The organism is Bacillus nitroreducens (genome assembly GCF_964021195.1).
Genome location: NZ_CAXHYI020000001.1, coordinates 483,536 through 509,374 on the forward strand (window position 1 = coordinate 483,536; position 25,839 = coordinate 509,374).

Sequence of the window (25,839 nt, forward strand, 5' to 3'; positions counted from 1 at the left end):
ACTATACTATCCCCAATTATTATTCAGCTTGCTTTAACCACCATTTGTTAATGTTATATAATTGGTTTTTCGCATGGAACTCATATCCTTCTAAGTTCGCAGGTAAAACACGGAACTCTTCTGGATAGTACAAGAATGTATATGGTTGATCTTCAGCAAGACCTGCTTGAATTTCACCAATCATTTCTGCACGTTTTTCACGATCTAGTTCTTGTAACTGAGCATCCATTAATTCATCTAACTCAGGATTTGAGTAAGCAATGAAGTTGTTTCCAGTTTCAATCCACTTAGAGTGGAAGATACCACTTGGGTCTGGATCTGTACCAAGACTCCATCCTAATACAATTGCATCAAAGTCCCAAACTCCTGGCTCAATTTTTGCAATTAAAGCACTGAATTCAACAATTTCTGGTTTAACTTCAATTCCAACTTCTTTTAATTGTTGTTGTAAAATTACAACAATATCTTCACGGATTTTGTTACCTTGGTTTGTTACAACGCTAAATGAAAACTTTTGACCATCTTTTTCACGAATACCGTCTGAACCAACAACCCATCCAGCTTCGTCTAACATTTGTTTTGCTTTTTCTACATCATATTCAAATTTTGGAACGTCTGGATTGTATGCCCAGCTTAATGGACTTTCTGGAACGTGCGCTACTTCTCCAAGTCCATTCATTACGTTTTCAACAATTGATTCACGATCGATTGCATGTGTAAGCGCTTGTCTTACCTTTTTATCTTTAAAGAACTCTAGACGTTCGTTACCTGCAAAGAATGTGTATGAAAGTGCCATTCCACTCTCAAGACGAATTCCTGCTTGGTCAGCAAAAGCTTCTACAGTCGGAACATCTTGTTGTGCAAGCCCTGCATAGTAATGAACATCACCATTTTGAATTTGTGCAAGCATTGCGTTTGCATCTGGAACTAGTTTATAAGTAACTGTGTCTAAATATGGGCGTCCATCCCAGTAATCTTCATTTGCTTCAACTTTAATGTATTCTCCATCTTTCCACTCAACAAATTTGAATGGACCAGAACCGATTGGGTTCTTTGTATTAAATTCATGCTCACCTAATTCAGCGATTGGAACCTCACCTAAGATATGCTTTGGTAAAATACCAAATCCTAGTCCAACAACTGGGAATTGTGCATCCTTTTTATTCAATTTAAAGACAACTGTGTAATCGTCTTGTTTTTCAACACTTTCTAATGATTCAAAGTAGTTTCCACGTGGGCCAGTATATTCCTCACTTAATGGAATGCTGTATGTAAATACAACATCATCAGCTGTTAAAGGAGTCCCATCATGGAACTTTGCATTTTCTGTAATTTTTACAGTAAATGTTAATCCATCATCAGACATATCCACTGACTCTGCTAAACCATTTTCAGTTACTGGATTAAATTCAAGGTCAGAGCCTACTAGGCTATCAAAGATCATATCTTCAATATCACTACTTGAAGCGTCTTGAGAATATAATGGGTTAAACATTGTTGGAGATCCAGTAGATCCAATGATTAAATCTCCACCTTGCTGTGGTTCATTGTTAGCTGGCTCTTCCGTTGCTGGTGGCTCTTCTTTTTCTTCAGGCTCATTGCTCGTTTCATTTCCGCCGCCAGAACACGCAGCTAAGAAAAGAGACATAGCTAGTGCCAACACTAAAAACATCATTAGTTTTTTACTTAACTTCATTTCTTCTCCCCCTCATTTTAGTAAATATTTTGACTTCTTCGGCTGAAGATTTCTTTTTTAGGTGTATCTCCCCCCTTCAAAGACTAATTTATTTGTACTGTCACTTAATATAGGTGACAAGCAACAAAGTGTTCTTGTTTTACTTCCTTAAATTCTGGCACTGCAGTTCGGCATATATCCGTAGCTGCAGGACAACGAGTATGAAACACGCACCCTTTTGGTGGGTTTGCTGGACTCGGTAACTCTCCTTTAAGTACAATTCTTTCTCTTGCCTGAACCCCTTTTTTCCTTGGAACAGGAATCGCAGAAAGAAGTGCTTGCGTATATGGATGTAGAGGATCTTCGAATAAATTCTTCTTTGGGGAAAGCTCCATTACTTTACCCAGATACATGACGGCAATTCGATCACTAATGTGCCGAACAACACTTAAGTCATGGGAAATAAAGATATATGTTAGTCCTAATTCTGCCTGTAAGTCTTGCATTATATTAATAATCTGAGCTTGAATCGATACATCAAGCGCTGAAACTGCTTCATCTGCGATAATCAGATCTGGATTCAGTGCTAGAGCACGTGCAATCCCAATTCTTTGCCTTTGTCCCCCTGAAAACTCATGTGGATATCTGTTAATAAATGATGGATTAAAACCTACCATTTCTAATAGTTCACTTAGTTTTTCTCGTCTTTCCTGCCGGTTATAAAGGTTATGTGTAATCATCGGTTCAGAAATGATAGCCCCTAGCGTTTTTCTAGGATTTATAGATGCATATGGATCCTGAAAAATCATTTGGATATCTTTTCGAACACTACGGCGCAGTTCCCCTTCGGACATTTTCGAAATATTTTTGCCTTTAAAGAGGATATCGCCTCCAGTTGGCTCATATAAACGAATGAGTGTACGACCTGCAGTTGATTTACCGCAACCTGATTCGCCCACAATTCCTAATGTCTCACCTTTATTCACATAAAATGAAACGTCGTCAACTGCTTTCACATGCCCAACCGTTCGTTGGAATATTCCAGCTTTTATGGGGAAGTGCTTTGTTAGATTCTTAACTTCTAGAATAGGTTGTGTTGTATTTATTACTGTATCCTGTAATCCTTTACCTTTTGGTGCAGTCATTGTACGTCCCCTTTCGTTTCGTGTAAAAAGCAGCGAACCTTACGTCCACTTTTACTCATCAACTGAGGCATTTCAGAAAAGCATCTGTCAAATGCTTGTGGACATCGTGGTGCAAATCGACACCCTTTCGGAAGATGCTCTGGAGAAGGTACATTCCCTTTAATTGACTGTAATCGATCTGATTCAAACTCAATTGATGGTATTGAACCCATTAGACCATCCGTATATGGATGTAATGGTTCATTAAATAAGTCATCAACATCTGCCTCTTCCACAACTTGACCACAATACATGACTACGACTCTATCAGCAACTTCAGAAACTACCCCTAAATCGTGTGTAATTATTAAGATAGATGTATCAAATTTACGACTAAGATCTCGCATTAAATCAAGGATTTGTGCTTGAATGGTCACGTCAAGTGCCGTTGTAGGCTCATCCGCAATGAGTAATTTAGGATTACAGCTCATTGCAATCGCTATCATTACCCTTTGACGCATACCACCTGAAAGACGATGTGGGTACTCGTTAATCAATTCAGCAGCTCTCGAAAACCCAACCAATTCTAACATTTCAATTGCTTTCTTAGTTGCTTCAGCTTTTGTCATCTTTTGGTGATACATAAGTACTTCAATAATTTGTTCACCAACTGATAGTACTGGATTTAATGATGTCATAGGCTCTTGGAAAATCATCGACACATCATTTCCACGGACCTTACACATTTCCGCTTCAGATAAATCAATAAGATTTTTTCCATCTAAGATGATTTCACCTTCTACAATTTTTCCAGCTGGACTTGGGACTAATTTCATAATCGAAAGGGAGGTGATACTTTTACCAGATCCTGACTCACCTACTATCGCTAAAGTTTCCCCTTTATTAATTTTTAAATCAACACCATCTACGGCAGGTATTACTGACTTTTTTTTGTAAAAATACGTTTTCAAATTTTTCACTTCTAATAACGCGGCCATAAAAATTGGTTCACCATCCTCATAGGAACTCGGAAAGAGTCCACTCAAAATTCAAAATATAATAATTACAGGGATTTATCAACCATTAATTCCTATTAATCTCTTTTTTTACCATATTAAAGCAATGAAGTGCTATGTACCTAAATTATCTGACAAAAGTGTCAACTAAATTTTATTACAGTAAGATTACAAATTCAAGTAAATTCGCAAAATTGCCTTAATATACTCTTAAACCTGAATAATTATTATTCTCTCAATCTAGTTAAAATTCTATTAAAACTATGTTGGAATTGCAAGATAATTTTCATAATTTTTATTATTATTTCTTTAAAATCTTGATTTAAACACATTTAGTTTTAAAATCGGTGTAAGATTACTTTTTAAAATCAAGTGTTTTTACTTTTTGAAAATAGTACTTTATTACATAAAAGCGTTGATTTATTGAATTTTTATAAATTAATAGGAGACCAAACTAAAAAATGATTGATAAACCTGAAGTTAAAGACTTACAATAAGTTCGAATCTATAAAAGGAAGTGTCGCTATTGATTATTAAAAACCGTGCCGTTCCACTAGAATTAGAATTATTAAGGTCGATTAATGGACGAATGCAAGTTTCTAAAAAAGTCGAAAATCAGATCTATTCGCTTGAAAAAGGTTATACAGGAGAAGTCATGTTTGACCAACACTTTGGAAACCTCTCCTTTAACTGCCTCATCATCAATGACCTACTACTTGAAACGAGTAATACCCTTTATCAAATCGACTCCCTCCTCATATCTCAACATAAAATTCATATCTTTGAAGTGAAAAATTTTGAAGGTGATTATTTACTCGAAGGTGATCGTTTACACACGCTCTCTGGTATGGAGATAAAAAATCCACTCATCCAACTCTCACGGAGTGTCTCTCTTTTCAGACAATTACTCCAACACCAACGCATGAATTTTACAGTCGAGGGCCATCTCGTGTTTATCAATCCCGACTTTTACCTCTACCATGCTTCTCCAGACCTCCCCATCATATTTCCAACTCAACTTGATCGCTTTATTAAACAATTAAATAATCAGCCATCGAAAGTAGTGGAGAAACATCATGAATTCGGAAAAAAACTTTTGGCGTTACATATTCCATTCTCCCCATATTCATTACTGCCAGAGTATAGTTATGATCGGATGAAGAAAGGAATTTTGTGTCCAAATTGCAGAGCATTTATGAAATGTCAGGGACAACATATTTTAATTTGTGAAGAATGTTATTTCATCGAAAAGATGGAATCAGCTATTTTAAGATGTGTAAAAGAGTTCTCGCTGTTATTCCCTGACAAGAAAATTACAACAAGTGCCATTTTTGAATGGTGTACGATTATCAAATCAAAAAATACAATTAGGAAAATCCTTCAAGCAAACTTTAAGTATATACGTTTTGGAAATTCCTCCTATTTTGAATACCTTTAGGGGGAGATTATTTTGTTAGTAGAAAATGGAGACTACATAGTGGCTGGTGTGTTGTCAGTTTCTGTTTATTAGGATGTTGGGATACTCTTGAATGCTGGAGGTATATCAGTTTCCACTTTTTAGGAGAATGGGGATACTCCAGAGCGACTGGAGTTATGCCAGTTTCCACTTTTTAGGAGAATGGAGATACTCCACAACAGATGGAGTTATGCCAGTTTCCACTTCTTAGGAGAGTGAGGTTACTCCACAACAAATGGAGTTGTGCCAGTTCCCACTTTTTAGGAGAATAGGGATACTCCACAACAGATGGAGTTATGCCAGTTTCCACTTCTTAGGAGAATGGGGATACTCCACAACAGATGGAGTTATGCCAGTTTCCACTTTTTAGGAGAGTGAGGTTACTCCACAACAGATGGAGTAATGACAGTTTCCACTTTTTAGGAGATCGAGGTTACTCCACAACAGATGGAGTTATGCCAGTTTCCACTTCTTAGGAGAGTGAGGTTACTCCACAACAAATGGAGTTATGCCAGTTTCCACTTCTTAGAAGAATGAGGTTACTCCACAACAGATGGAGTTATGCCAGTTTCCACTTCTTAGGAGAGTGAGGTTACTCCACAACAAATGGAGTTGTGCCAGTTCCCACTTTTTAGGAGAATAGGGATACTCCACAACAGATGGAGTTATGCCAGTTTCCACTTCTTAGGAGAATGGGGATACTCCACAACAGATGGAGTTATGCCAGTTTCCACTTTTTAGGAGAGTGAGGTTACTCCACAACAGATGGAGTAATGACAGTTTCCACTTTTTAGGAGATCGAGGTTACTCCAGAGCGACTGGAGTGATATCGTTTTCCGCTTTTTAGGAGAATGGGGATACTCCACAACAGATCGAGTAATCCAGTTTCCACTTCTTAGGAGAGTGAGGTTACTCCAGAGCGACTTGAGTGATATCGTTTTCCACTTTTTAGGAGAACAAAGACAATCCACAACAGATAGAGCTCTTCCCAGCTTCCACTTCTTAGTACTTCAGGGATACTCCACAAACTCTGGAGTCCCCCATTCATTCTTAACGTGAAGATCAGGATCCTATAGAAAATTCAATTTCTCATATATATTCCTTTACAAATTCTATTGAATCCTTTCCTAAGATTGCCCTCGTGGATAGATTAGTAGAGTTCAAATATTTTTTGACGAGATAATATCCTGCACAATACCCTGACATCTTCGGGTAAAATCCATTCCCATACAGAATATCTGAGTGCTTTTTTTCATTTCTTTTTAGATTCCGATTTGGAATAATTATTTGTTCGACTATTTTAAGAAGTCGTTCATCGGTATAATATGTTGTCCAGCTTGCTAAGGCTGATTCACCACAATACTCACGAACAGCATTTTCAGCCATTCCTTCTAATAGTACCGCGTCCAGTAATGTATAATTCCGCTCTGCTTTTTGATGTTTTTTTAGGCGACAAACATGATTGTACTCATGTGTCAGGACTGCTTTTATTTCTTCATTTGTATTATGATTTGAGAAAAACAGAAATAATTTGTCTCTAAATGCAAGTCCTGATTTTCCGTTAAACTCTCTTCTAATTTTCACATTGGTTTCATCAGCTGGAAAAATGAATATAGGAACTTGTGGGCCGCTCCATTCCTTTTGTAATGTTTCATACATTTCCCCTACTTTTTCCCAGATATTTTTCGGTAGTCTATCTAGCATATTTTCAGCGGTTGTTCGATACATCCCATGCATCTTCAAGTGTTGATAGATATTACGTTCAGATGCTTCCTTTGGAAAATAACTTGTAAGTTTTTTACAAAGGGTTATTGGACTTGTATTTGATTCCTTTAACCATTTATCAGTTCGAATTACCCCATCTCTACACATCCTTTCGCCAGACAATATATCGTATTCATGAACAAAGAAAAAGAGCCAGACCACATGGCCTGACTCTATGGATGTCAAAAAGTCTGATGAAAATGACACATCGAATTTCTGCGCTGGCTTGTTTCTTAGTTCCTCACGTATTACTGTATACGCATCAGTACTGGAAACTGCACCCCCTTGAACTTTCGACGCACAGGACATACTAGTGTCGACAAAACATGAGGACGTAGCTTTTTTGTCGACTTGGTCCTTTTCCTCCTCCAATTTGAACATTCACTATACTAATTATTGATATTTTTTAAATAGTATTGTTGCGTTATGTCCACCGAATCCAAGAGAGTTACTTAGTGCAACATTTACTTCTTGCTTTCTTGCTTCGTTTGGAACATAGTCTAAATCACATTCTGGATCTGGTGTTTCATAATTAATAGTTGGTGGGATAATACCTTCTTTGATTGCTAGCACTGAGAAGATTGCTTCCACACCACCAGCAGCTCCGAGCAAGTGACCTGTCATTGATTTTGTAGAGCTAACTGCTACATTATACGCATGTTCACCAAAAACTTCTTTGATAGCCGCTGTTTCAAACTTATCATTGTAATCTGTGCTAGTACCATGTGCATTAATATAATCAACATCGTTTGGTGTTAGGCCTGCATCTGCAATAGCTTGTTTCATTGCACGAGCTCCACCCTCACCGCCTGGTGCTGGAGCAGTAATGTGGTACGCATCTGCAGTTGCTCCATATCCTACGATTTCTGCGTAAATGTTGGCTCCACGTGCTAAAGCATGTTCTAGTTCTTCAAGAACAAGAACTCCTGCACCCTCACCCATTACAAATCCATCACGGTTTTTATCAAATGGACGGCTTGCTGTTTTTGGATCTGGGTTTAAAGATAATGCTCTTGCAGACACGAAACCAGAAAATGACATATTTGTTAGTGGTGCTTCTGTTCCACCAGTAATCATTACGTCAGCATCTCCACGTTGGATAACTTTAAACGCATCACCAATGGAGTTCGTTCCAGTTGCACATGCTGTAACCGTACACGTATTGATTCCTTTTGCTCCTAGAGCAATGGAAACTTGGCCAGCAGCCATGTCTGGAATCATCATTGGTACATAAAATGGACTTACACGACGGTACCCTTTTTCCAAGAAAATTTTATGCTGTTCTTCATGTGTTTCCATTCCACCTATACCAGAACCAAGCCAAACGCCAACTCGAGGTGCAATTTCGTCAGTGATCGTTAAATTCGCATCTTTAACAGCCATTAATGAAGCTGCTAACGCATATTGTGTGAAACGGTCCATTCGACGTGCTTCTCTCTTGTCCATAAAATCTTCAGGATTAAAGTCCTTTAATTCCGCTGCTACCTTTGCAGGTAATCCCTCGATTTGAACTCTTGTTAATGGTCCAATTCCAGAAACTCCGTTTACTGCATTTTCCCAAGTTGTTTTCGTATCGTTACCTAGCGGTGAAACTGTGCCTAATCCCGTTACTACTACACGTTTCTTTTCCATATTCCTATCACCTTCCAACATCATTCTACTAAATTTTATAAAAATCTTCTAAAAAAATACTTTCCTAGCGTCCCCATCTCATGCAGATGGCACCCCAAGTTAAGCCTCCACCAAATCCTACCATAACAATTACGTCATCATCCTTAATTCTTCCTGCTTCAATATCTTCAACAATTGAAATTGGAATGGATGCTGCAGAAGTATTTCCGTATTTATTCACAGTTTTAGACATTTTTTCAACTGGTAATTCGAGTCTTTCTCTAGATGCTTCCATGATTCGAATGTTTGCCTGGTGTGGAATTAAAAAGTCTACGTCTTCACGTTTTAAACCAGCTTTTTCAATCACATTCACACTGGATTCGCCCATTTGTCTTACTGCAAATTTAAAAACTTCACGACCATTCATGATGATGTGTTCGTCTTGGTATAGATGCTTAGCACCTGTACCGTCTGCTCCTAGTTCAAATGAAAGAATTCCTCTTCCTTCTGATACCTCACCAAGAACAACTGCTCCAGCTCCATCACCAAATAATACAGCTGTATTGCGGTCGCTCCAGTCAACGATTTTTGATAGTTTTTCTACACCTACTACTAATACATGCTTATAATCGCCGTTCTCAATAAATTGTTTCCCTGTAATAATACCATACATAAATCCTGCACAAGCTGCACTTATATCCATTGCCGCTGCATTCTTTGCTCCTAGACGCTCTTGGATCATACATGATACGGATGGAAATGGATGGTCAGGTGTTACAGTAGCTACTATGATTAAGTCTAATTCTTCTGGACTGATTCCTGAATCCTCAATTGCTTTACGTGCAGCTTCATACGCCATGTCTGATGTATCTGTATCATCATCGGCAATTCTGCGTTCTTCTATTCCAGTTCTTGTGCGAATCCATTCATCTGATGTATCCACGATTTTTTCAAGATCCTTGTTTGTTACCACTCTTTCGGGTACGAATCGATTGATTCCGATTATTCCTACACCCATACAAACATCTCCTTTTATTCTGCGTTCATGTTATTTTTTAGAATGTTCGGCTATATATTTCAGCACATTTTATTATCAATTATTATGACTTGGTACTAATTTTAATTCATTTTTTAATTGTTATCAACTCCTAAGACTTTATTTTTTATGCCGCAATTACGAACAGTAAGTCCTTCACCGATAAATTCAATAAAGTAAATAATGTTTAAACGCTGAAATTTTTACTGTTCCACACACATTTAGGAACAAAGTCAAAGAGGAACAAATGAGTAGACTATGCCAAACGAAATTGTTGTCTTTAAGTTACCCATCATTGATTGAATTTCACTCTTAGATTCCACTTTTGCCTAGTCTTTTACGAGATACAGGCCTATCTCATTTTCAGTGGTGATACATATGTATAAAGTAAAAATGTTCTATGAAATATCTAATTAAAGGTAGGTGTCATTAATGAGTGAAAACGAGGAATTTGATGTGAAGCAAGGGGAAAATCGTAAATCTTTAAGAGGCAGTAGGTTTGATCGCCTTATGTTTGGTCCAAGTGATGGAAGAGTGAATCATGACGTTCGCAAGGAAACGAATGTTGGTAATCAAGTTGATGGTGTTGATTACCATCAATTAATGGGTCAAATTAACGATATTATGACTTCAATTGATAATATTAAACCAGCCTTAAAAGAACTCTCCCCTCTTCTTGATTTTTTTCGAAAAAAATAAGAAAAAGCTATCTGTTAATCTGATAGCTTTTTCTTATTTAGAAGGGAGTTCTCCTGTTTCTTTATATTCTGAAATATATTGATTTAGTTCTTCAATAAAAGCCTTTTCTATCTTTGGACTGAACGTTCCCATTGATATAACATCTTCCTGGAAGTCAAAATAAAGGTTTCCAGATTCAAGTTCACCTTGATTAAATTTATTTGCAACCAATACATACAGTTTATCGACATGCTGTACCGTACTTGTGTATACCGTTTCCTTCCCAAGGTCAGATTGGTCTGATACATAGCCTATTGCATATAGACCATCTTCCTTAAGTCTCTCAATCACACTTACGTTGTATCCGTCCCCAGCAGGATATATGATGTCTACTCCTTCAGCAATCATATGCTCAGCAATTCTTAGTGCCTTTTCATCGTTATCCCAATTCTGGACGTATCCGATATCAACTTCAACATCGTCATTTTGAAATAATACTCCTTCATAGAACCCGTCAATTTCGGGTTGCCATTCAAAAGCAGCAATGATTCCGACTTTGTTTGTTTCCGTCATTTTCCCAGCAACCATACCCCCGAAAAAGCCCATAGCATGCCCTTCAAAGTTTAATGTGGTAACGTTTTCTTTTCTTGTGTTACCATTAAAAAAGATAAAATGGACATCAGGATATTCATCTGCAATCTCGTTAAAAATGATCGCATATTCGTTACCATGACCAAATATTAGATTAACACCTTTTTCAACAAATTCGTCGACTGCAGTACGTGTCGCAGCCTCAGTAGTGATTGCCTCCTTATAAAAGACATCCACCTCAAATTGGGATTTAATCTGCAATAACCCTTTATACCCTTTTGTGCCCCATACCTGATCATTAATTGTGGCAGGAATGAGTAAGCCCACCTTTTTCACACCCGTGTCCGTATCGGTTTGTCCACAAGATATGAGGAGGGTTGAAAGGAATATGAGAATCATCCACCTATACGGCTTTCGCATGAATACAGCTCCTTCGAAAACAAAACAAAGTCAACCAGTCTAATAAGTTATCTATATTTTATTGCACTTTTGCTGAATTTGAAAGCAAAATGAGTCATTTCGTATAAAAGTTTTGTGAAATCCATTCCTCATGATCATTTTTTTTTTGGATTCCTTCCTTTAATTCATGATTGGAAAAGTCTATAAATGTGAATAAAAAATCTATATTTTTCGTACGTATTTTTCGATGTTCAGACAAACTATCAGTAAAATTAATTTTTGAGTACCAGTTATGATCAAGTTCACTTTCCATATCGATTGTTACATCCCTATTCACACAATTGGCAGAAACAAGTATAAGCTTTGATTTTGCATCATTGCACGAGTTCATAACAGAATGAAACAATTCTTGGTTTCGCTTCGAGCTCACTGGGTCATACCATGGATAGATGACAGCATCGGTCTGCTCGAACATTTTCTGGTTGACCAATACCTTTGGGTATTCTACAAATTCAAAATAGGAATTTCGTCCAATCCGAAGCATTTTATCCTCACGGGGGCTATTTTCTTTTGGCGTTTCGTCCACTGCCAACACTTGGATTGATTCATCTATCATTTTACAGCAGAGCCCATATCCTACAAACGAGAAAGCATCAAATAATATGACCTTCTTCACCTGTAACATCCCCTATACTTTTTGATACAGTATCGTATGCAAATGGTCAATTAAAAAGTCCCTATTCTTTATAAGAACTAAGGACTTTTTATAACTCTCTTTCATTTTCTTTATAGAAGCTACCAATTGAGCGACTAAATGCATACGTATTTTCACTTATATGATAGCTTAACTTTACCATCTTATTGTCAGTCTGGTACTTCTTACTGTGTATTTCAGGAGTGTATGTCTTTTCATTTGTGTTATGCCATATCCTAATAGGGATATCTGGAAATGGTAAAAGTTGATTTTGTGGGATCAATTTGTGTATATTTGATTCAACTTCCCGATCCTCAAGTTGATATGCATGCGCTAGTTCTTTAATCAGTTTTTTATAAAAAAATTTACTTTTTCTTTCATTTTCAATATGTGCAGCTAAATCAATACATGGATTTAAGAAAGCCATTGAGCGTATTTCTCCTTGAAGCTTTTTACTTAACTGCATCGCGGTTAATGCACCCATTCCTTCTGCAAGTATATGAATGCGTTTGTTGAGAATTTCCCGTTTCATTACGATGTGATACAATTGTGTTGCTAATTTGACGGAAAGCTCATTCCCCCAATTCGCACCGTAAAGGTTGGAATAAAAAACGGTATATCCCTCATCTTTAAGATATTCAAGTATTTGAGACCTTGCATAGTTTTGAATCCAAAAGCTTGTATTCTCTTCTACAAAATTTGTCTTATCCCCAATAATTAATACTGCAAAGCCATTTGGACGTGTTGGCAAATGAAGAGCAGACCACTCCGTATCAAGCTTAAAAAAAACTTTATTTGGTACCATTGTCTCTTCTCCTACTCCTGATTTTCGTCCTTCGTTATTAGTGTATGTTCTATGTAAAAAGATGAAAGGGAGAAATGCCTAAATTGTCTTTTCTAAACGTTAACAATTGTGGTAAACTGATTACAGTATCGTTTAATGAGGTGAAGACATTGCGTTATTTTTGGACTTTTTTCTGGACATTCCTCTTAATCCAAATGGCAACATATGTTGTTGGATCAATGAATGTAGCTACATATTCTTTTCAGACAGCTTCAATCGTAGCAATCATTGTTACAGCCCTAATCGTTATCTTAGGATCTGTGATTCCAAATGAGCCTGTGAAAGAACCTAATCATTAATTAAAAAAAGACCCCAGAGGGTCTTTAGAGTGTAGACAAAGTCAAAATTGACTTTGTCTACACTCATTTTTATAGGAAGTAAGATTCACTTTCCCAGACTGTCTTGAAATCGCTTGTCAGACATGGGGCAGCCGATCGAAGACGCGAATAGAAGTTGCCTTCATGAGCGGACGAGTGAGGCTAGCAACGAAGTATCTGAGCGTTTGTCAACAGTCTGAGAATCCAGAGGGTCTTTTTTTATTGTCTACTTCGGTTCACTCCACTAAGCCTCGTACATGTACTTCTCTCAGAACTATCTAAAGCTAGTCGTATAAATACGAGCTGTTATCAGCCCTAGTTTATTTAAGGTTTTCTTTTATATGACCATTTGCGATTGTGATTTGAATTTTCTGGGAATGGGTCACCAGCACTTAACTTAACACTTTTAGGGTTTTTAACCATATCACCCTGCTCACCGATTTCAACATAAATCCCGTTATTCGGTGCTTTTTGTCCTGCACGAAATTCATGACTTTGTCCCATCATAATCCTCCTTTTAATAAGTACTACAAGAATACTATTCCCACTCCGCTGAAAAATCATGAAAAAAAGCCTCTGTCTCTTTGAGACGAGGCCCTAAGATTCTATTCAAGTATGGCTTTTAATATTGCCTTCTGAGCGTGCAGACGATTGCCAGCTTGTTCAAATACCACCGATTGTGGACCATCGATTACTTCAGAAGTCACTTCTTCACCACGATGGGCTGGTAAGCAGTGCATAAATGTATAATCTTCATTTGCGGCACTCACAAGCTCTGCATTAACCTGATATGGCATAAATGCTTGAAGTCGCTCTTGTTGCTCCTCTTCTTGACCCATACTTGCCCAAACATCTGTGTAAATAAAATCTGCGCCTTTCAGACCACCAACAGGGTCATGACTCACTTCAATGATAGCACTTGTCTCTTTAGCAATTTCTTGCGCTTTCTCAACAATGAAAGGTTTTGGAGCGTATCCATGTGGACATACTACCGTACAGTCTAATCCAACCTTTGCCGCTGCAATCATTAATGAATGGGCAACATTATTACCGTCCCCAACATAAACAAGTTTACTTCCTTTAAAGGATTTCTTCTGTTCATAAATAGTCAGTAAATCTGCTAAAGCCTGGCATGGATGAAAATCTTCCGTTAAGCCGTTAATGACAGGAATACTTGCAGATTTTGCAAGTTCTTCAATTTTTTCATGTTCAAATGTACGAATCATGATTGCATCTACATATTCAGATAAAACTCTCGCCGTATCGGCAATCGTTTCACCTCTACCTAACTGCATATCATTGCTATTAAGATAAATGGCGTTTCCACCAAGTTGCAACATTCCAGCTTCAAATGATACTCTCGTACGCGTTGAATGCTTTTCAAAAATCATCGCCAAGGTTTTTCCTTTTAAATAAGAGGTATCTTCACCATTTTTATGTTTTTGTTTTAGATCAATTGCTGAATCTAATAAATCCATAATTTCTTCGCTTGTTAAATCAATAAGGGTTAATAAATCTTTTCCTTTTAAAGATTTATCCTTAAGTACCGTACTCATTTGCTAATCACTTCTTTCTCTTTATTGAATGCACTTCTTCGTTCCTGAATCGACATGACTGAAAAATGCGAATCACGGAAAGCTTGTAAAAATGCGTGTAATGTCTCGATTTCTGTAAATACTTGAATTCTTTTTTGACTTGCCTCGATTTTATTTATTTTCGCAGTTTTTTCGTTGTTCAGACTTACAAAGGCTAATGCCTGATCACTTTTGCTCCATTCTGCAATATCATTAGATGCATACACCTTCAGATTTAATTCTTCGGCTAACTCCTTAATACCTGGAGGAATCACATCTGTATCGAAAACAATCTCATCTGCACCTTTTTTTGATAAGATATAACTGTGAAAAACTTTAGTTAATGCTTCATTGATCGTTTCTGCAATACTTATTCCTTCACCAGTTGATTTCATCTCTGGACCAACTGTAGGGTCTCCGAGTAGTTTATATGTTGAAAAGACGGGGTATTTTATGGTATAGAACGGTAAATCAGGTAATAGCCCCTTATGGGATGTAACCTCATGCAATGATTTCCCGAGTACAAGTTTTGAAGCTAGTTGTGCCAATGGAATACCTGTGATTTTACTAATAACAGGCACTGTTCGACTTGCACGAGGATTTACCTCAAGTACAAAAATTTGCCCGTCATTGAGTACGAATTGAATATTCATAATCCCTTTAAATTGCAGTTCATGAACGATCTTATAAGCGTAAGATGCAACGGTGTTCTTATCTTCTTCAGATAACGATACGGCTGGCATAATCGCATGACTGTCACCAGAATGAACCCCTGCTTTTTCGATATGTTCTGCAATTGTTGGAATTAATATCTCTTTCCCGTCTGAAATTAAATCAATTTCAACCTCTGTACCTGGCACATACGCATCAATTAGTAAAGGATATGTTTCATTTGGGATTTCCTTTGTTAAGGCCACTAACTCCTCTTCATCATGGACAATAATCATTCCCTTACCACCAATTACATAGGAAGGACGGATTAAGATCGGATATCCAATTTCAGAAGACTTCTCAACTAATTCATCACCATTATCAGCAATCTCACCTGGTATATGAGGAATATTCGTCTTCTCTAATAGTTGATAAAAACGGTCACGGTCCTCGAGCTGGTCAATTGTGTCATGTGTAATGCCAACAATTGTAATACCCTCTTCTTCTAATCCTTTTGCAAGATTTATCGCAGTTTGACCACCGAATTGAACCATTACTTGGTCAACCTTTTCTGCTTCGATTACATTTAACACGTGTTCAAGCGTTAATGGTTCAAAGTACAATTTATCAGCCGTTTCATAATCAGTGCTTACTGTTTCAGGATTATTATTGAGTAACAGTGTCTCGTACCCTTCCTCTTGTAATGAAAGTATTCCGTGTACAGAACTATAATCAAATTCAATTCCTTGACCAATACGTATCGGACCAGAACCTAGAATTAATACTTTTTGTTTTGCAGATCTTTTAGTTTCTGTTTCACCGAAATAGCTTGAATAATAGTAGGAGGATTGTGATTCAAATTCTCCCGCACATGTATCAACACATTTATAGCTTGGATTTACTCCCAGTTCTTTGCGCTTATTACGAACCGTTTTTTCTTCCTCATTAATTAGGTAGGCAATATACTGATCGGAGAATCCTTTTTCTTTTAACTCTTGCATGAAGGCAGCTGAGAATTCATTGATCGATGTTTGGCGAATCTTGTTCTCATAGTCAACCAGAGTTCCAAAAATGTGTAAAAAGAATACATCAATTTTCGAAATAGAGTGAATTTGCTCAACAGATATCCCCTGTCGCAAAAGCTCTAAAATAGCAAAGAAACGTTTTTCACTTCCCTGTTCGACTAATACTTGTAGATCCTTAACTGACAGACTTTCGATTTCAGGTAAGCGGAGGCTCTCATTATCCCCTTCTAATGAGTGAATGGCTTTTTGGAGGGCACTCTCAAGGTTTATATCAAGTGACATAACTTCACCTGTTGCTTTCATTTGTGTTCCAAGTACATTTGGTACATCCGTGAACTTATCAAATGGAAAGCGTGGAAATTTTACAACCACATAATCTAATGCTGGTTCTGAGCTCGCAAAAGTTTGACCTGTGATTGGGTTAATTAATTCATCCAATGTATAACCTACTGCAAGCTTTGCAGTTATTTTGGCGATTGGATAACCAGTAGCTTTTGAGGCTAATGCTGATGAACGACTTACACGCGGGTTTACTTCAATTAGATAATAATTCTTACTATGTGGATCTAATGCAAATTGAATATTACATCCACCAACAATACCTAATGCTGAGATAATCTTAACTGATGCAGTTTGCAGCATTTTGTACTCATCATCTGTTAGCGTTTGGGATGGAGCAACTACAATCGAATCCCCCGTATGTACACCAACAGGGTCAATGTTCTCCATATTACAAATCGTAATGCATGTTCCCTTATGGTCACGCATAACCTCATATTCGATTTCTTTATATCCAGCGATACTTTTCTCTATCAAACATTGAGTAATTGGGCTTTCGGACAAGCCATTTTTCGTAAGTTGAATGAATTGTTGCTCATCATACGCAATGCCTCCCCCTGTTCCCCCCAATGTGTAAGCTGGACGAATAATAACAGGAAATCCTACCTTTTCTACAAAGGTTAATGCTTCTTCCACAGTATTAACAATTTCACTATCTGGGACAGGCTCGTTTAATTCTTTCATTAAACTTCGAAATGCCTCACGGTCCTCTCCTTTTTTTATGGATTCTATCGATGTGCCAAGAACCTTCACATTGTACTTATCTAGGATCCCATGTTCACTTAAGCTAAAAGCTAAATTTAAGCCTGTTTGACCACCCAGTGTAGCAAGTAACCCATCTGGACGTTCTTTTTCAATGATTTTCTCGATGCTTTCAACTGTAAGTGGCTCAAAATACACAACATCGGCATTTACTTCATCGGTCATGATCGTTGCTGGATTGTTGTTTACTAATATGACCTTATAGCCTTCTTCACGGAGTGCTCTGCATCCTTGTGTACCAGAATAATCAAATTCTGCAGCCTGCCCAATGACAATAGGGCCTGAGCCAATTACTAAAATTGATTGAATTGAATGATCTTTAGGCATAAATTTTTTCTCCCCTAACCTTACTGTTTAAATTCTATAATTCTTTTGCGAATACTAAACTATCTTCTTAAATGAGTGCTCCTGCTAGTGCTGGTTGATTACTAATGACCGCCTTTTCTATCTTTTTATCTCGGATTCTTTTAACGACTGCACGAGTATCCACATGAGAAATCATTGGTACATTCCACTTTTGTAAATACTGTCGTAAAGAGTATTTCCCCTCATAGTGTGAATGGAAATCCTTTGTCTCATATAGGATGACGCCAGCTACTTGGGGTTTCATATTAAAATCTAGCTCGCTGAAACCACAATTTCCTATTAATGGATAAGTGAAAACAATGATTTGATTTTTTTTGGAAGGATCAGTTAATACATCCTGATAGCCAGTCATTCCTGTATAGAATTCGATTCCACCCTCAGCTGTTAACACTGAACAATCATCGATCATATTTCCAACAAAACTTTCACCATTTTCGAAATGTAGGTATCCCTTCATCGTTTCCACCTCGTATTTTTATTTAATGTTACGTATTTTTATACAAAGATACTCAAAAAAATTTGTCCCTCTTAAGACAGGCAGTTAGAACGGATTCTAACCACCAGTCAAATTTACTTTACATAAGTCCCGACAAGAGTTTCTTTAATAATGTTTACCGCTTCATCAATTTCTTCATAAGTAACAGTTAATGGTGGTAATAGTCGAATGACATGTGTTCCAGCAGGTAGAGTTAATAAACCATTCTCTCGAAGCGCAGTAATCGTTGCTGCCACTTCTTCTTTACAAACAATACCAAGAATTAATCCACTACCCCGAACTTCTGTTACAACATCTTGTTCTGCTAATGCTTTTGTTAGCTCAGCTTGTAAATATTCTCCCTTTTTTTCAACTTCCGCTAAAAACTCATCTTCAAAAATGATTGACAAAGTCGCTTTAGCAGCTGCTAATGAAATGGGATTTCCACCGAATGTAGAACCATGTGATCCAGGTCCAAATGATTCCTTTAACTTCTCCTTACCAAGCATTGCCCCAACTGGGAGACCACTTCCAAGTCCTTTTGCTAGTGTAATAATATCTGGTGAAAGATTAAATTGTTGGTAGGCAAATGCCTTCCCTGTTCGACCAATTCCTGTTTGCACTTCATCAATGATAAAGAGTGCACCATGCTGTGAACAGAGTTCTTCAATCTTTTTCAGAAACTTTTCCGTTCCTGGAACGACTCCGCCTTCTCCTTGAACAACTTCGACCATAACTGCTGCGACTGTGTCATCCATTTCACGCTCTAACGCATCACAATTATTGTATGGAAGATAAACAAATTCTTGCAAAAGTGGTCCGTAACCTGAGTGAATTTTTTCTTGCCCTGTTGCTGCCATTGTTGCAAAAGTTCTACCATGGAAGGATTGTTTAAACGTAATAATTTTTGATTTTTGTGTATGTTTACGAGCAAGTTTCAAAGCTGCTTCATTTGCTTCTGCACCACTGTTACAAAAGAAGACAGCATCAAGGTCAGAATATGAGACAAGTTTCTCAGCTACTTCTTGTTGAAGATCAGATTTAAATAAATTTGATACATGCCAATATTTTTTCAGTTGATCTTCTACAGCGCTAGTTACTGCTGGATGGCGATGACCGAGATTACAAACGGCAATTCCTGAAACAAAATCTACATATTTTTTTCCTGTATTATCTACAATGACCGCACCTTCTGCGGATTCAACTGTCAAATCCCATCTCGCATAGGTTGGAAATAGTGCGTCCATTATACCACCTCAAGTTCTTTTACGATTTTTGTTCCTTTTAATGTCCCATCTATCGATAATAAAGATCCTTTTCCATTTATGATGATGATTTCATTAAGTCCACCATCGTTTAGCGCGGAGAGTGCTGCTTTTACCTTTGGTATCATTCCACCATATATAGTCCCCTCTTCGATAAGACTTAGAACAGAATCTGTAGAAAGTGAAGGCAATACTTCACCATCTTTTTTAATTCCATCGACATCGGTAACAAATAATAAATGCTTTGCCTTTAAGGCAATCGCTACGCTAGCAGCTGCCGTATCCGCATTAATATTGTACTTTGTAAACTCTTCATCCATTCCAAGCGGAGAGATTACTGGAACATAATCTTGAGTTAGAAGGTTCTCTAGGAATGAAACATTGACCTGTTCGACTTCTCCCACGTACCCTAAGTTTTCAAGGTCAACTGGCTTTGCCTGTATTAGTTTTGCATCGCAGCCAGATAATCCGAGTGAGGGAATCCCAGCCTTTTCAAGCTCCATCACAACCTTTTTATTCACTTTACCAGACAATACCATCTCAACAACATCAAGTACTTCCTTTGTAGTCTTTCTTAACCCGTTTACAAATTCACTTTCGATGTTCAGTGAAGTTAAAGTATGACCAATCTCTGGTCCACCACCATGAACAACTACTACTTTATATCCGCTCTCTTTTAATTCTTTTATGCTATTAAAAAATGCCTCTGACAGCTCAGAAAGGATACTGCCTCCACATTTTATAACAATCGTCTCCATTTTAAGTCTCCTTACGTACGGTAGCTTGCATTGATTTTGACATAATCATAGGTTAAGTCACAGCCCCATGCTGTTCCAATGCCAGTTCCTAAATTTAGGTTAACGTGAATGACGATATCCTTTCCTTCAAGATACTGTTTTGCAAGCTCTTCTGAGAATGCCAATGGTTGGCTTTTATTTAACATTTGAATTGAACCAATGGAAATATCCACTTTATTAGGGTCTACGGTTGCTGCGCTATGTCCGATTGCACCAATAATTCTTCCCCAGTTCGCATCAGAACCGTAAATGGCTGTTTTCACAAGATTAGAACCAACAATTTTTTTAGCGATAATACGTGCATCTACATCTGATAACGCACCTGTTACATTTACTTCTACTAATTTTGTAGCTCCTTCACCATCTCTTGCAATTTGTTTTGCAAGATCCTCGAATGTTGATTGAAGAGCCAAGACAAAACTCTCCCATTCAGGATGTTCTGGTGTAAGTTTACTATTTTCCGCCATACCGCTTGCCATTACTAATACCATATCATTTGTAGAAGTTTCACCATCCACCGTGATTTGGTTAAATGTTACATCCGTTACAGCTTTCATAGCAGATTGAAGGGAATGTGAATCAATATTTGCATCTGTGGTGACAAACCCAAGCATCGTTGCCATATTTGGATGAATCATCCCAGATCCTTTAGCCGCTCCACCAATTGTAATCGTTTTTCCATCGATTGTTGTTTGATAGCATGCTTTTTTCATAACTAAATCTGTTGTTAAAATGGCTGTTTGGAAGTCTTCAGCTGCTTCAGCTGTATTGGCAGGATTTAATTGTTTAATACCTGCTTTAATTTTATCCATTTGCAATAGTTCACCGATTACCCCTGTTGAAGCCACTGCCACTAAATGTTCTTCAATCCCAAAGTGAGATGCTGATTCAGCTCTCATTTCATAGGCATCCAATAATCCTTGTTCACCTGTACATGCATTCGCACATGCACTATTAATTACGACAGCTTGAAGTTTATTTTCTACAGCTATACTTTCTTTTGTCACTTTTAGGGGAGGCGCTTGAAAATGACTTTGCGTATAAACGGCTGCACAGCTAGCCGGTACATCGCACACAATTGCTCCCAAATCCTTCTTTGTATAACGTAATCCAGCATGAATTCCCGCTGACTTAAATCCTTTTGGAGTCACAACGGATCCGTCATCTATTTTTAATACTTGAATTTCCTTCGTATCTATCATGCAAAGTCACTCCTTTTCTAATCAAATGCGCTTTGGCTAATTTACGCCCAGGTTTGTCAGGTCCCCAAAAACAATAGGTGAGTCACATAACTTGCTACCCAGACGTGATAAACGCTCTAAGTACTTGTTCAGTCAGGGTTATCCTTTAAGTTAATAGCCTATGGGAATAACGGTACATAGTGTAATCCCGTATTTTCTTCTAGACCAAACATAATATTTGCATTTTGAATGGCTTGCCCTGCAGCACCTTTGACCAAGTTGTCGATAACGGAAACAACAGTAATTCGTTTCGTTCTCTCATCAAATGCAAGGCCAATATCACAATAATTCGTTCCATATACCTCTTTTGTGGCAGGGAAGGTTCCTTTTTCTCGAATTCTCACAAACGGAGAATCCTGATAACTTTCCTTATATAATTCATGAAGTTGATCCAATGTAAGTGAGTCTACTGCACTATTAATATACATCGTTGACATGATTCCTCTTGTCATAGGCACCAGATGTGTACTAAATGTAACATATGGCACTGATTCATCCCAGCCTTGAATGACTTGTTCAATCTCGGGAATATGTTGATGCTGATTGACTTTATAGATTGAAAAATTATCATTACTTTCAGCAAAATGAGTTGTTCTTGAAGGGCTTTTACCAGCCCCCGAAATACCAGATTTTGCATCTATTACAATTGATTTTTCATCAATTAATTTATTCTTTATTAAAGGTGCTAACCCAAGTAGAGTTGCAGTTGGGTAACAACCTGGATTAGATATGAAGCTACTATTCTTAATTTCTTCCTTATTCCATTCAGCTAAGCCATATGTAGCTTTGTTTAATTCGTCCTGTAAAGCAGCTGGCTTTTTATACCATTGTTCATATAAAATTGGATTCTTTAAACGATAATCTCCAGAGAGATCAATGATCTTCACATCTTCTTTTAATAATTCAGGTACAATCGTAGTGGAAACTCCTGATGGTGTTGAGAGAAAAACAACGTCCACTTCGTTTGCTATCTTTGGAATATCTATTTCTTCTAATGAATGTTTTACTAGATTTGTAACATGGGGGTAGACCTCTGAAAGCCTCATCCTTGTCTGTGACGAAGTGTGAATTGAGTGCACGTCTATTGTTGGATGATTTGTTAATAATCTCAGTAACTCAATTCCGCCATAGCCAGTAACCCCTATAATTGCCGCTTTCAATTTATCCACCTCATTGTTTTCGTAAATATTGAAATAATAAGTATCATTATAAGTCCGTATAAAAATAAAAGCAATTGTATTTTTATAAATTTTTCTGTTTTTTTATGCAAAATCCAAAAGAGAATCTCAAAAATCGTATCTTCCACCACTTTCAGCCACATGCTGTGGCAATCTTCAATGAAATTTCGACGCGAAAATACGTTTCATTTTCTTTGGTTATGTAAAACACTTCAAGCTTTCCAAATCCTGCACTAGTCTTATTGCCTGACAAGGAAAAGATAACAGACAAAAGGTGTGTACTTTCCCCACCTTGTAAAAAAAACCGGCTTGATCTTAGATAGACTCTCTGGAATGATGTAAAAAAACCACCAGAAAGTGGTTGAGTTCAAATTAACCCCCACTTACTGGTGGAATTAATGCTACTGTATCTCCTGCTTTGACAAGGTCCTCATCAACTGCATATTCCTCGTTAATAGCAAACATAATCTGTTCAAGGTTATTTATATCATGTTCATTAATAAGAGTTTGTTTCAGTTTTGAGATGGTTATTTCATCTACATGTAGAGTGATACTGTCTGTCCCCGCCATTTCCTGTAAATGGGCAAAAAATAAAACCTTAATCATTACAAATCCTCCTCTTCAGGTCGACCTGTTGGATAATGTTTCGTTTCTAATTGATCCCCAATCCACATTTCGCCGTCTTCCCAATGCTCTTTTTTCCAAATAGGGACGATTTGCTTTATCCTTTCAATGGCATACTCGTTGGCCGCATAGGAATCCTTGCGATGTGGTGTGGAGACTGCGATGACAACAGCTGCTTCTGATATATCCAACTCGCCAATCCTATGGGTAATCGCAGTCTTTGCTTCAGGCCATTTCTCTGAAATTTCTGCACCAATTTGTGCAAGTTTTTTTTCTGCCATTGGGATATATGCATCATATTTTAAATAAAGGGTTCGTTTCCCTCTGGTGAATTCGCGCACTGTACCGACAAATGTTGTTACAGCTCCTGCCTCACGTCTTATAACCTTCTTCATAACTTCTTCAACATTAATCGGTTCCTTTGTTATCCGAAATAAACGATTATTATTCATTATCTACCTCACTATTAAAAATCCAGTGTAAATATTTTTCTTCCTCGTTTATATGAAAAACTCGGAAGTTAGTTTGAATTGGAATCCAGGATATCACTGCCATGATATTTGTTAATGTATTTAGCAACTCGATATCATTTTCATTTTTAATTAGAACAATCTTTGGGTAATCTGCTGTTTTAAAGCCTTCAATTAAAATCATATCATTTTCAAAAAAAGCGTAAAGCTGGATTAGCTTCTCTAGCGTCCATCCTGTGGTCTTTGCTTCAAGCTGGAGACTTCCTCCACCTTCGACGATCGTAGCAGATGCACCAGCCTTAAAATGACGAGCAGAATCTTTTTCTTGATGAAGGTTTTCTAAACTTTTTTGATGTCCATGATGTTTAATCGTAGCAATTTTTATCCCTTGTTCGGTTCCTTTTTTTACAATTTTTTCAACTAAAGTTGTTTTCCCACTATTTTGATACCCAACAATTTGAAGAAGCGGAAACCTTATTTCCAAGGCCACATACTTCCTTCCTGGTCATCTAGATATAAAACATCTACTTCGTCCCCTTTTCCAAATCCACGTGTTCCTCCAGGTAAAACCATGAATGCATTAGCCCCAGCCAGCGAGGTAACAACATTTGATTTATCAAGACCACTTGGTGTAACGACAATATTGCCTTCAGAAAAACTGATTTTACTTCTAACAAATCTTGTAAATGGATTTGGTTTTGGAAAATCAGCATCTAGTATTGCTTTCATTTTTAATAAATATGGATTTTTCGAGAAAAATCTTGTCCTGACTACGGGTCTAACAAATAACTCGAACCCAACATAACAAGCTGAAGGATTTCCTGATAATCCAAACATCAACTTGCCATTTAACTGTGCAACGGTCGTCACACTACCAGGTCTCATCGCAATTTTATTAAATAAAACGCTCGCATCTAATTTTTCATAAATCGCTGGAAGATAATCAAAATCCCCAACCGATACTCCACCTGTCGTAATTAACATATCTACTTCATCTAAAGTTTTCTCAATGGCTTCGTAGCAAAGTTCAAATTCATCAGGTAATTTTCCGAAATATTTTGGCTCCGCCCCTACCCTTTCAATTTGTGCACTTATCATATAAGCATTACTGTTACGAATTTTCCCAGGCACAAGTTTTTCATTGACATCAAGTAACTCTGAACCAGTAGCCCAAATCCCAATGACTGGTTTTTTGGCAACTTTTACTTCATGGTAACCAAATGTTGCTAAAAGAGCTTTTACACCTGGGTTGATGAATGTTCCTTTTTCAACTAAAATGGTACCTTTTTTTGTATCTTCTCCTTGAAACGAAACATTGTCTCCTGGTTGAAATGCTCTTTTTATGGACATATACTTTTTACCATCACGCTCATATTCATTCGTTAATTCAAGCATGACAACTGCATCACATTCTACAGGCATTTGCGCACCAGTCATGATTCGAACTGCTTGAAAAGCACCTACCTTCTTCGTTGTAACAGACCCCGCTCCGATTTCATCAATTACCTCAAATTCAACAGGATTGTCCTGCCCTCCATTTGTTGAATCGATTGCTCGAATAGCAAACCCATCATATGGGGATCGATCAAAATGAGGAACATCATGATCGGCCACTAAGTCTTCCGCTAAATATCGGCCATAGCAATTTTCAATTGGCACGACTTCACTCTTAGCTTCACCTGCATATTCCATGACTCGTGATACTGCTTCTGGAACTGGTATTGGTGTTCGTCTTTCAATCATCTATTTCACTCACTTTTAATTTTTTTCAAAAAGTCTGGTGAACAGGGACACATCGAATTTCAAAATTAATTAGCTTCACGAGAGTTTTTCGTATGAACTCCAACAATCTAGCCCTCGGAGTTCA

The 25,839-nt window shown here is 37.5% G+C and carries 24 protein-coding genes; 3 read left to right on the plus strand and 21 right to left on the minus strand.

The features are described from left to right. Positions 1 to 19: 19 nt before the first annotated feature. From ACWPVE_RS02370 to ACWPVE_RS02380, 3 genes are all read right to left on the minus strand, one after another. Positions 20 to 1,696 carry a peptide-binding protein gene (locus ACWPVE_RS02370; RefSeq protein ID WP_453990462.1) on the minus strand — a complete coding sequence of 559 codons (1,677 nt, stop codon included), beginning with the start codon at positions 1,694 to 1,696 and terminating at the stop codon, positions 20 to 22. A 104-nt stretch (positions 1,697 to 1,800) separates the two neighbouring features. Then, positions 1,801 to 2,820, minus strand: a complete 1,020-nt coding sequence (locus ACWPVE_RS02375; RefSeq protein ID WP_453990463.1) for an ABC transporter ATP-binding protein — start codon at positions 2,818 to 2,820, stop codon at positions 1,801 to 1,803. Further along, positions 2,817 to 3,797 (minus strand): ABC transporter ATP-binding protein, encoded by a 981-nt coding sequence (locus tag ACWPVE_RS02380; protein WP_453990464.1) that lies wholly within the window; start codon positions 3,795 to 3,797, stop codon positions 2,817 to 2,819. The genes ACWPVE_RS02375 and ACWPVE_RS02380 overlap by 4 nt, the downstream gene beginning before the upstream one ends. Positions 3,798 to 4,341: 544 nt before the next feature. Between ACWPVE_RS02380 and ACWPVE_RS02385 the strand changes: the two genes are divergently transcribed. Continuing rightward, complete coding sequence (locus ACWPVE_RS02385; protein WP_453990465.1) at positions 4,342 to 5,253, plus strand: nuclease-related domain-containing protein; 912 nt, start codon at positions 4,342 to 4,344, stop codon at positions 5,251 to 5,253. A gap of 1,107 nt (positions 5,254 to 6,360) precedes the next feature. Here the strand turns inward: ACWPVE_RS02385 and ACWPVE_RS02390 are convergent. The 3 genes from ACWPVE_RS02390 to ACWPVE_RS02400 form a co-directional block, all read right to left on the minus strand. Continuing rightward, positions 6,361 to 7,197 (minus strand): DUF2268 domain-containing protein, encoded by an 837-nt coding sequence (locus tag ACWPVE_RS02390; RefSeq protein WP_453990466.1) that lies wholly within the window; start codon positions 7,195 to 7,197, stop codon positions 6,361 to 6,363. A 231-nt stretch (positions 7,198 to 7,428) separates the two neighbouring features. Beyond that, the gene (gene fabF / locus ACWPVE_RS02395; protein ID WP_453990467.1) at positions 7,429 to 8,667 is read right to left on the minus strand and encodes a beta-ketoacyl-ACP synthase II; all 1,239 of its coding nucleotides are present in this window, start codon (positions 8,665 to 8,667) and stop codon (positions 7,429 to 7,431) included. Between the two features lie 64 nt (positions 8,668 to 8,731). Further along, positions 8,732 to 9,664: a beta-ketoacyl-ACP synthase III gene (locus tag ACWPVE_RS02400; protein ID WP_453990468.1), complete on the minus strand. Its 933-nt coding sequence runs from the start codon at positions 9,662 to 9,664 to the stop codon at positions 8,732 to 8,734. A gap of 450 nt (positions 9,665 to 10,114) precedes the next feature. On the opposite strand from ACWPVE_RS02400, the gene ACWPVE_RS02405 reads away from it, so the two are divergent. Next, positions 10,115 to 10,381, plus strand: a complete 267-nt coding sequence (locus ACWPVE_RS02405) for a hypothetical protein (protein ID WP_453990469.1) — start codon at positions 10,115 to 10,117, stop codon at positions 10,379 to 10,381. Between the two features lie 33 nt (positions 10,382 to 10,414). On the opposite strand, the gene ACWPVE_RS02410 is transcribed toward ACWPVE_RS02405, so the two are convergent. From ACWPVE_RS02410 to ACWPVE_RS02420, 3 genes are all read right to left on the minus strand, one after another. Then, positions 10,415 to 11,371 carry a BMP family ABC transporter substrate-binding protein gene (locus tag ACWPVE_RS02410; RefSeq protein WP_453990470.1) on the minus strand — a complete coding sequence of 319 codons (957 nt, stop codon included), beginning with the start codon at positions 11,369 to 11,371 and terminating at the stop codon, positions 10,415 to 10,417. Between the two features lie 94 nt (positions 11,372 to 11,465). Next, the gene (locus ACWPVE_RS02415; protein ID WP_453990471.1) at positions 11,466 to 12,026 is read right to left on the minus strand and encodes a hypothetical protein; all 561 of its coding nucleotides are present in this window, start codon (positions 12,024 to 12,026) and stop codon (positions 11,466 to 11,468) included. Positions 12,027 to 12,114: 88 nt separating this feature from the next. Further along, a complete protein-coding gene (locus ACWPVE_RS02420) occupies positions 12,115 to 12,849 on the minus strand; it encodes an alpha/beta hydrolase (RefSeq protein WP_453990472.1) in 735 nt (244 codons plus the stop codon). A 149-nt stretch (positions 12,850 to 12,998) separates the two neighbouring features. Here ACWPVE_RS02420 and ACWPVE_RS02425 point away from each other — a divergent pair, with 149 nt between their 5' ends. Further along, positions 12,999 to 13,187 carry a YjzD family protein gene (locus ACWPVE_RS02425; RefSeq protein ID WP_453990840.1) on the plus strand — a complete coding sequence of 63 codons (189 nt, stop codon included), beginning with the start codon at positions 12,999 to 13,001 and terminating at the stop codon, positions 13,185 to 13,187. A gap of 342 nt (positions 13,188 to 13,529) precedes the next feature. On the opposite strand, the gene ACWPVE_RS02430 is transcribed toward ACWPVE_RS02425, so the two are convergent. The 12 genes from ACWPVE_RS02430 to ACWPVE_RS02485 all read right to left on the minus strand — a co-directional run bounded on the left by ACWPVE_RS02430 (position 13,530) and on the right by ACWPVE_RS02485 (position 25,715). After that, a complete protein-coding gene (locus ACWPVE_RS02430; RefSeq protein ID WP_077617287.1) occupies positions 13,530 to 13,709 on the minus strand; it encodes a YjzC family protein in 180 nt (59 codons plus the stop codon). Positions 13,710 to 13,810: 101 nt separating this feature from the next. Continuing rightward, a complete protein-coding gene (gene argF, locus ACWPVE_RS02435) occupies positions 13,811 to 14,761 on the minus strand; it encodes an ornithine carbamoyltransferase (protein WP_453990473.1) in 951 nt (316 codons plus the stop codon). Beyond that, entirely contained in the window at positions 14,758 to 17,883 is a 3,126-nt protein-coding gene (locus ACWPVE_RS02440; protein ID WP_453990474.1) for a carbamoyl phosphate synthase large subunit, read from the minus strand. The genes argF and ACWPVE_RS02440 overlap by 4 nt, the downstream gene beginning before the upstream one ends. Before the next feature lie 67 nt (positions 17,884 to 17,950). After that, the gene (locus tag ACWPVE_RS02445) at positions 17,951 to 18,379 is read right to left on the minus strand and encodes a carbamoyl-phosphate synthase domain-containing protein (protein ID WP_453990475.1); all 429 of its coding nucleotides are present in this window, start codon (positions 18,377 to 18,379) and stop codon (positions 17,951 to 17,953) included. A gap of 113 nt (positions 18,380 to 18,492) precedes the next feature. Further along, positions 18,493 to 19,644, minus strand: coding sequence for an acetylornithine transaminase (locus tag ACWPVE_RS02450; protein ID WP_453990476.1), 1,152 nt, complete (start codon positions 19,642 to 19,644; stop codon positions 18,493 to 18,495). Beyond that, a complete protein-coding gene (gene argB / locus ACWPVE_RS02455; protein ID WP_453990477.1) occupies positions 19,644 to 20,420 on the minus strand; it encodes an acetylglutamate kinase in 777 nt (258 codons plus the stop codon). Before argB ends, ACWPVE_RS02450 begins: the two co-directional genes overlap by 1 nt. Positions 20,421 to 20,431: 11 nt before the next feature. After that, positions 20,432 to 21,661: a bifunctional ornithine acetyltransferase/N-acetylglutamate synthase gene (gene argJ / locus ACWPVE_RS02460; protein ID WP_453990478.1), complete on the minus strand. Its 1,230-nt coding sequence runs from the start codon at positions 21,659 to 21,661 to the stop codon at positions 20,432 to 20,434. 158 nt (positions 21,662 to 21,819) lie between these two features. After that, complete coding sequence (gene argC, locus ACWPVE_RS02465) at positions 21,820 to 22,860, minus strand: N-acetyl-gamma-glutamyl-phosphate reductase (protein WP_453990479.1); 1,041 nt, start codon at positions 22,858 to 22,860, stop codon at positions 21,820 to 21,822. Positions 22,861 to 23,250: 390 nt separating this feature from the next. Continuing rightward, positions 23,251 to 23,484, minus strand: a complete 234-nt coding sequence (gene moaD, locus ACWPVE_RS02470; RefSeq protein WP_453990480.1) for a molybdopterin converting factor subunit 1 — start codon at positions 23,482 to 23,484, stop codon at positions 23,251 to 23,253. Further along, complete coding sequence (locus ACWPVE_RS02475; protein ID WP_453990481.1) at positions 23,484 to 23,954, minus strand: molybdenum cofactor biosynthesis protein MoaE; 471 nt, start codon at positions 23,952 to 23,954, stop codon at positions 23,484 to 23,486. Before ACWPVE_RS02475 ends, moaD begins: the two co-directional genes overlap by 1 nt. Then, positions 23,947 to 24,462 (minus strand): molybdopterin-guanine dinucleotide biosynthesis protein B, encoded by a 516-nt coding sequence (mobB, locus tag ACWPVE_RS02480; RefSeq protein ID WP_453990482.1) that lies wholly within the window; start codon positions 24,460 to 24,462, stop codon positions 23,947 to 23,949. Before mobB ends, ACWPVE_RS02475 begins: the two co-directional genes overlap by 8 nt. Further along, positions 24,447 to 25,715: a molybdopterin molybdotransferase MoeA gene (locus ACWPVE_RS02485; RefSeq protein ID WP_453990483.1), complete on the minus strand. Its 1,269-nt coding sequence runs from the start codon at positions 25,713 to 25,715 to the stop codon at positions 24,447 to 24,449. The genes mobB and ACWPVE_RS02485 overlap by 16 nt, the downstream gene beginning before the upstream one ends. Between the last annotated feature and the right edge of the window lie 124 nt (positions 25,716 to 25,839).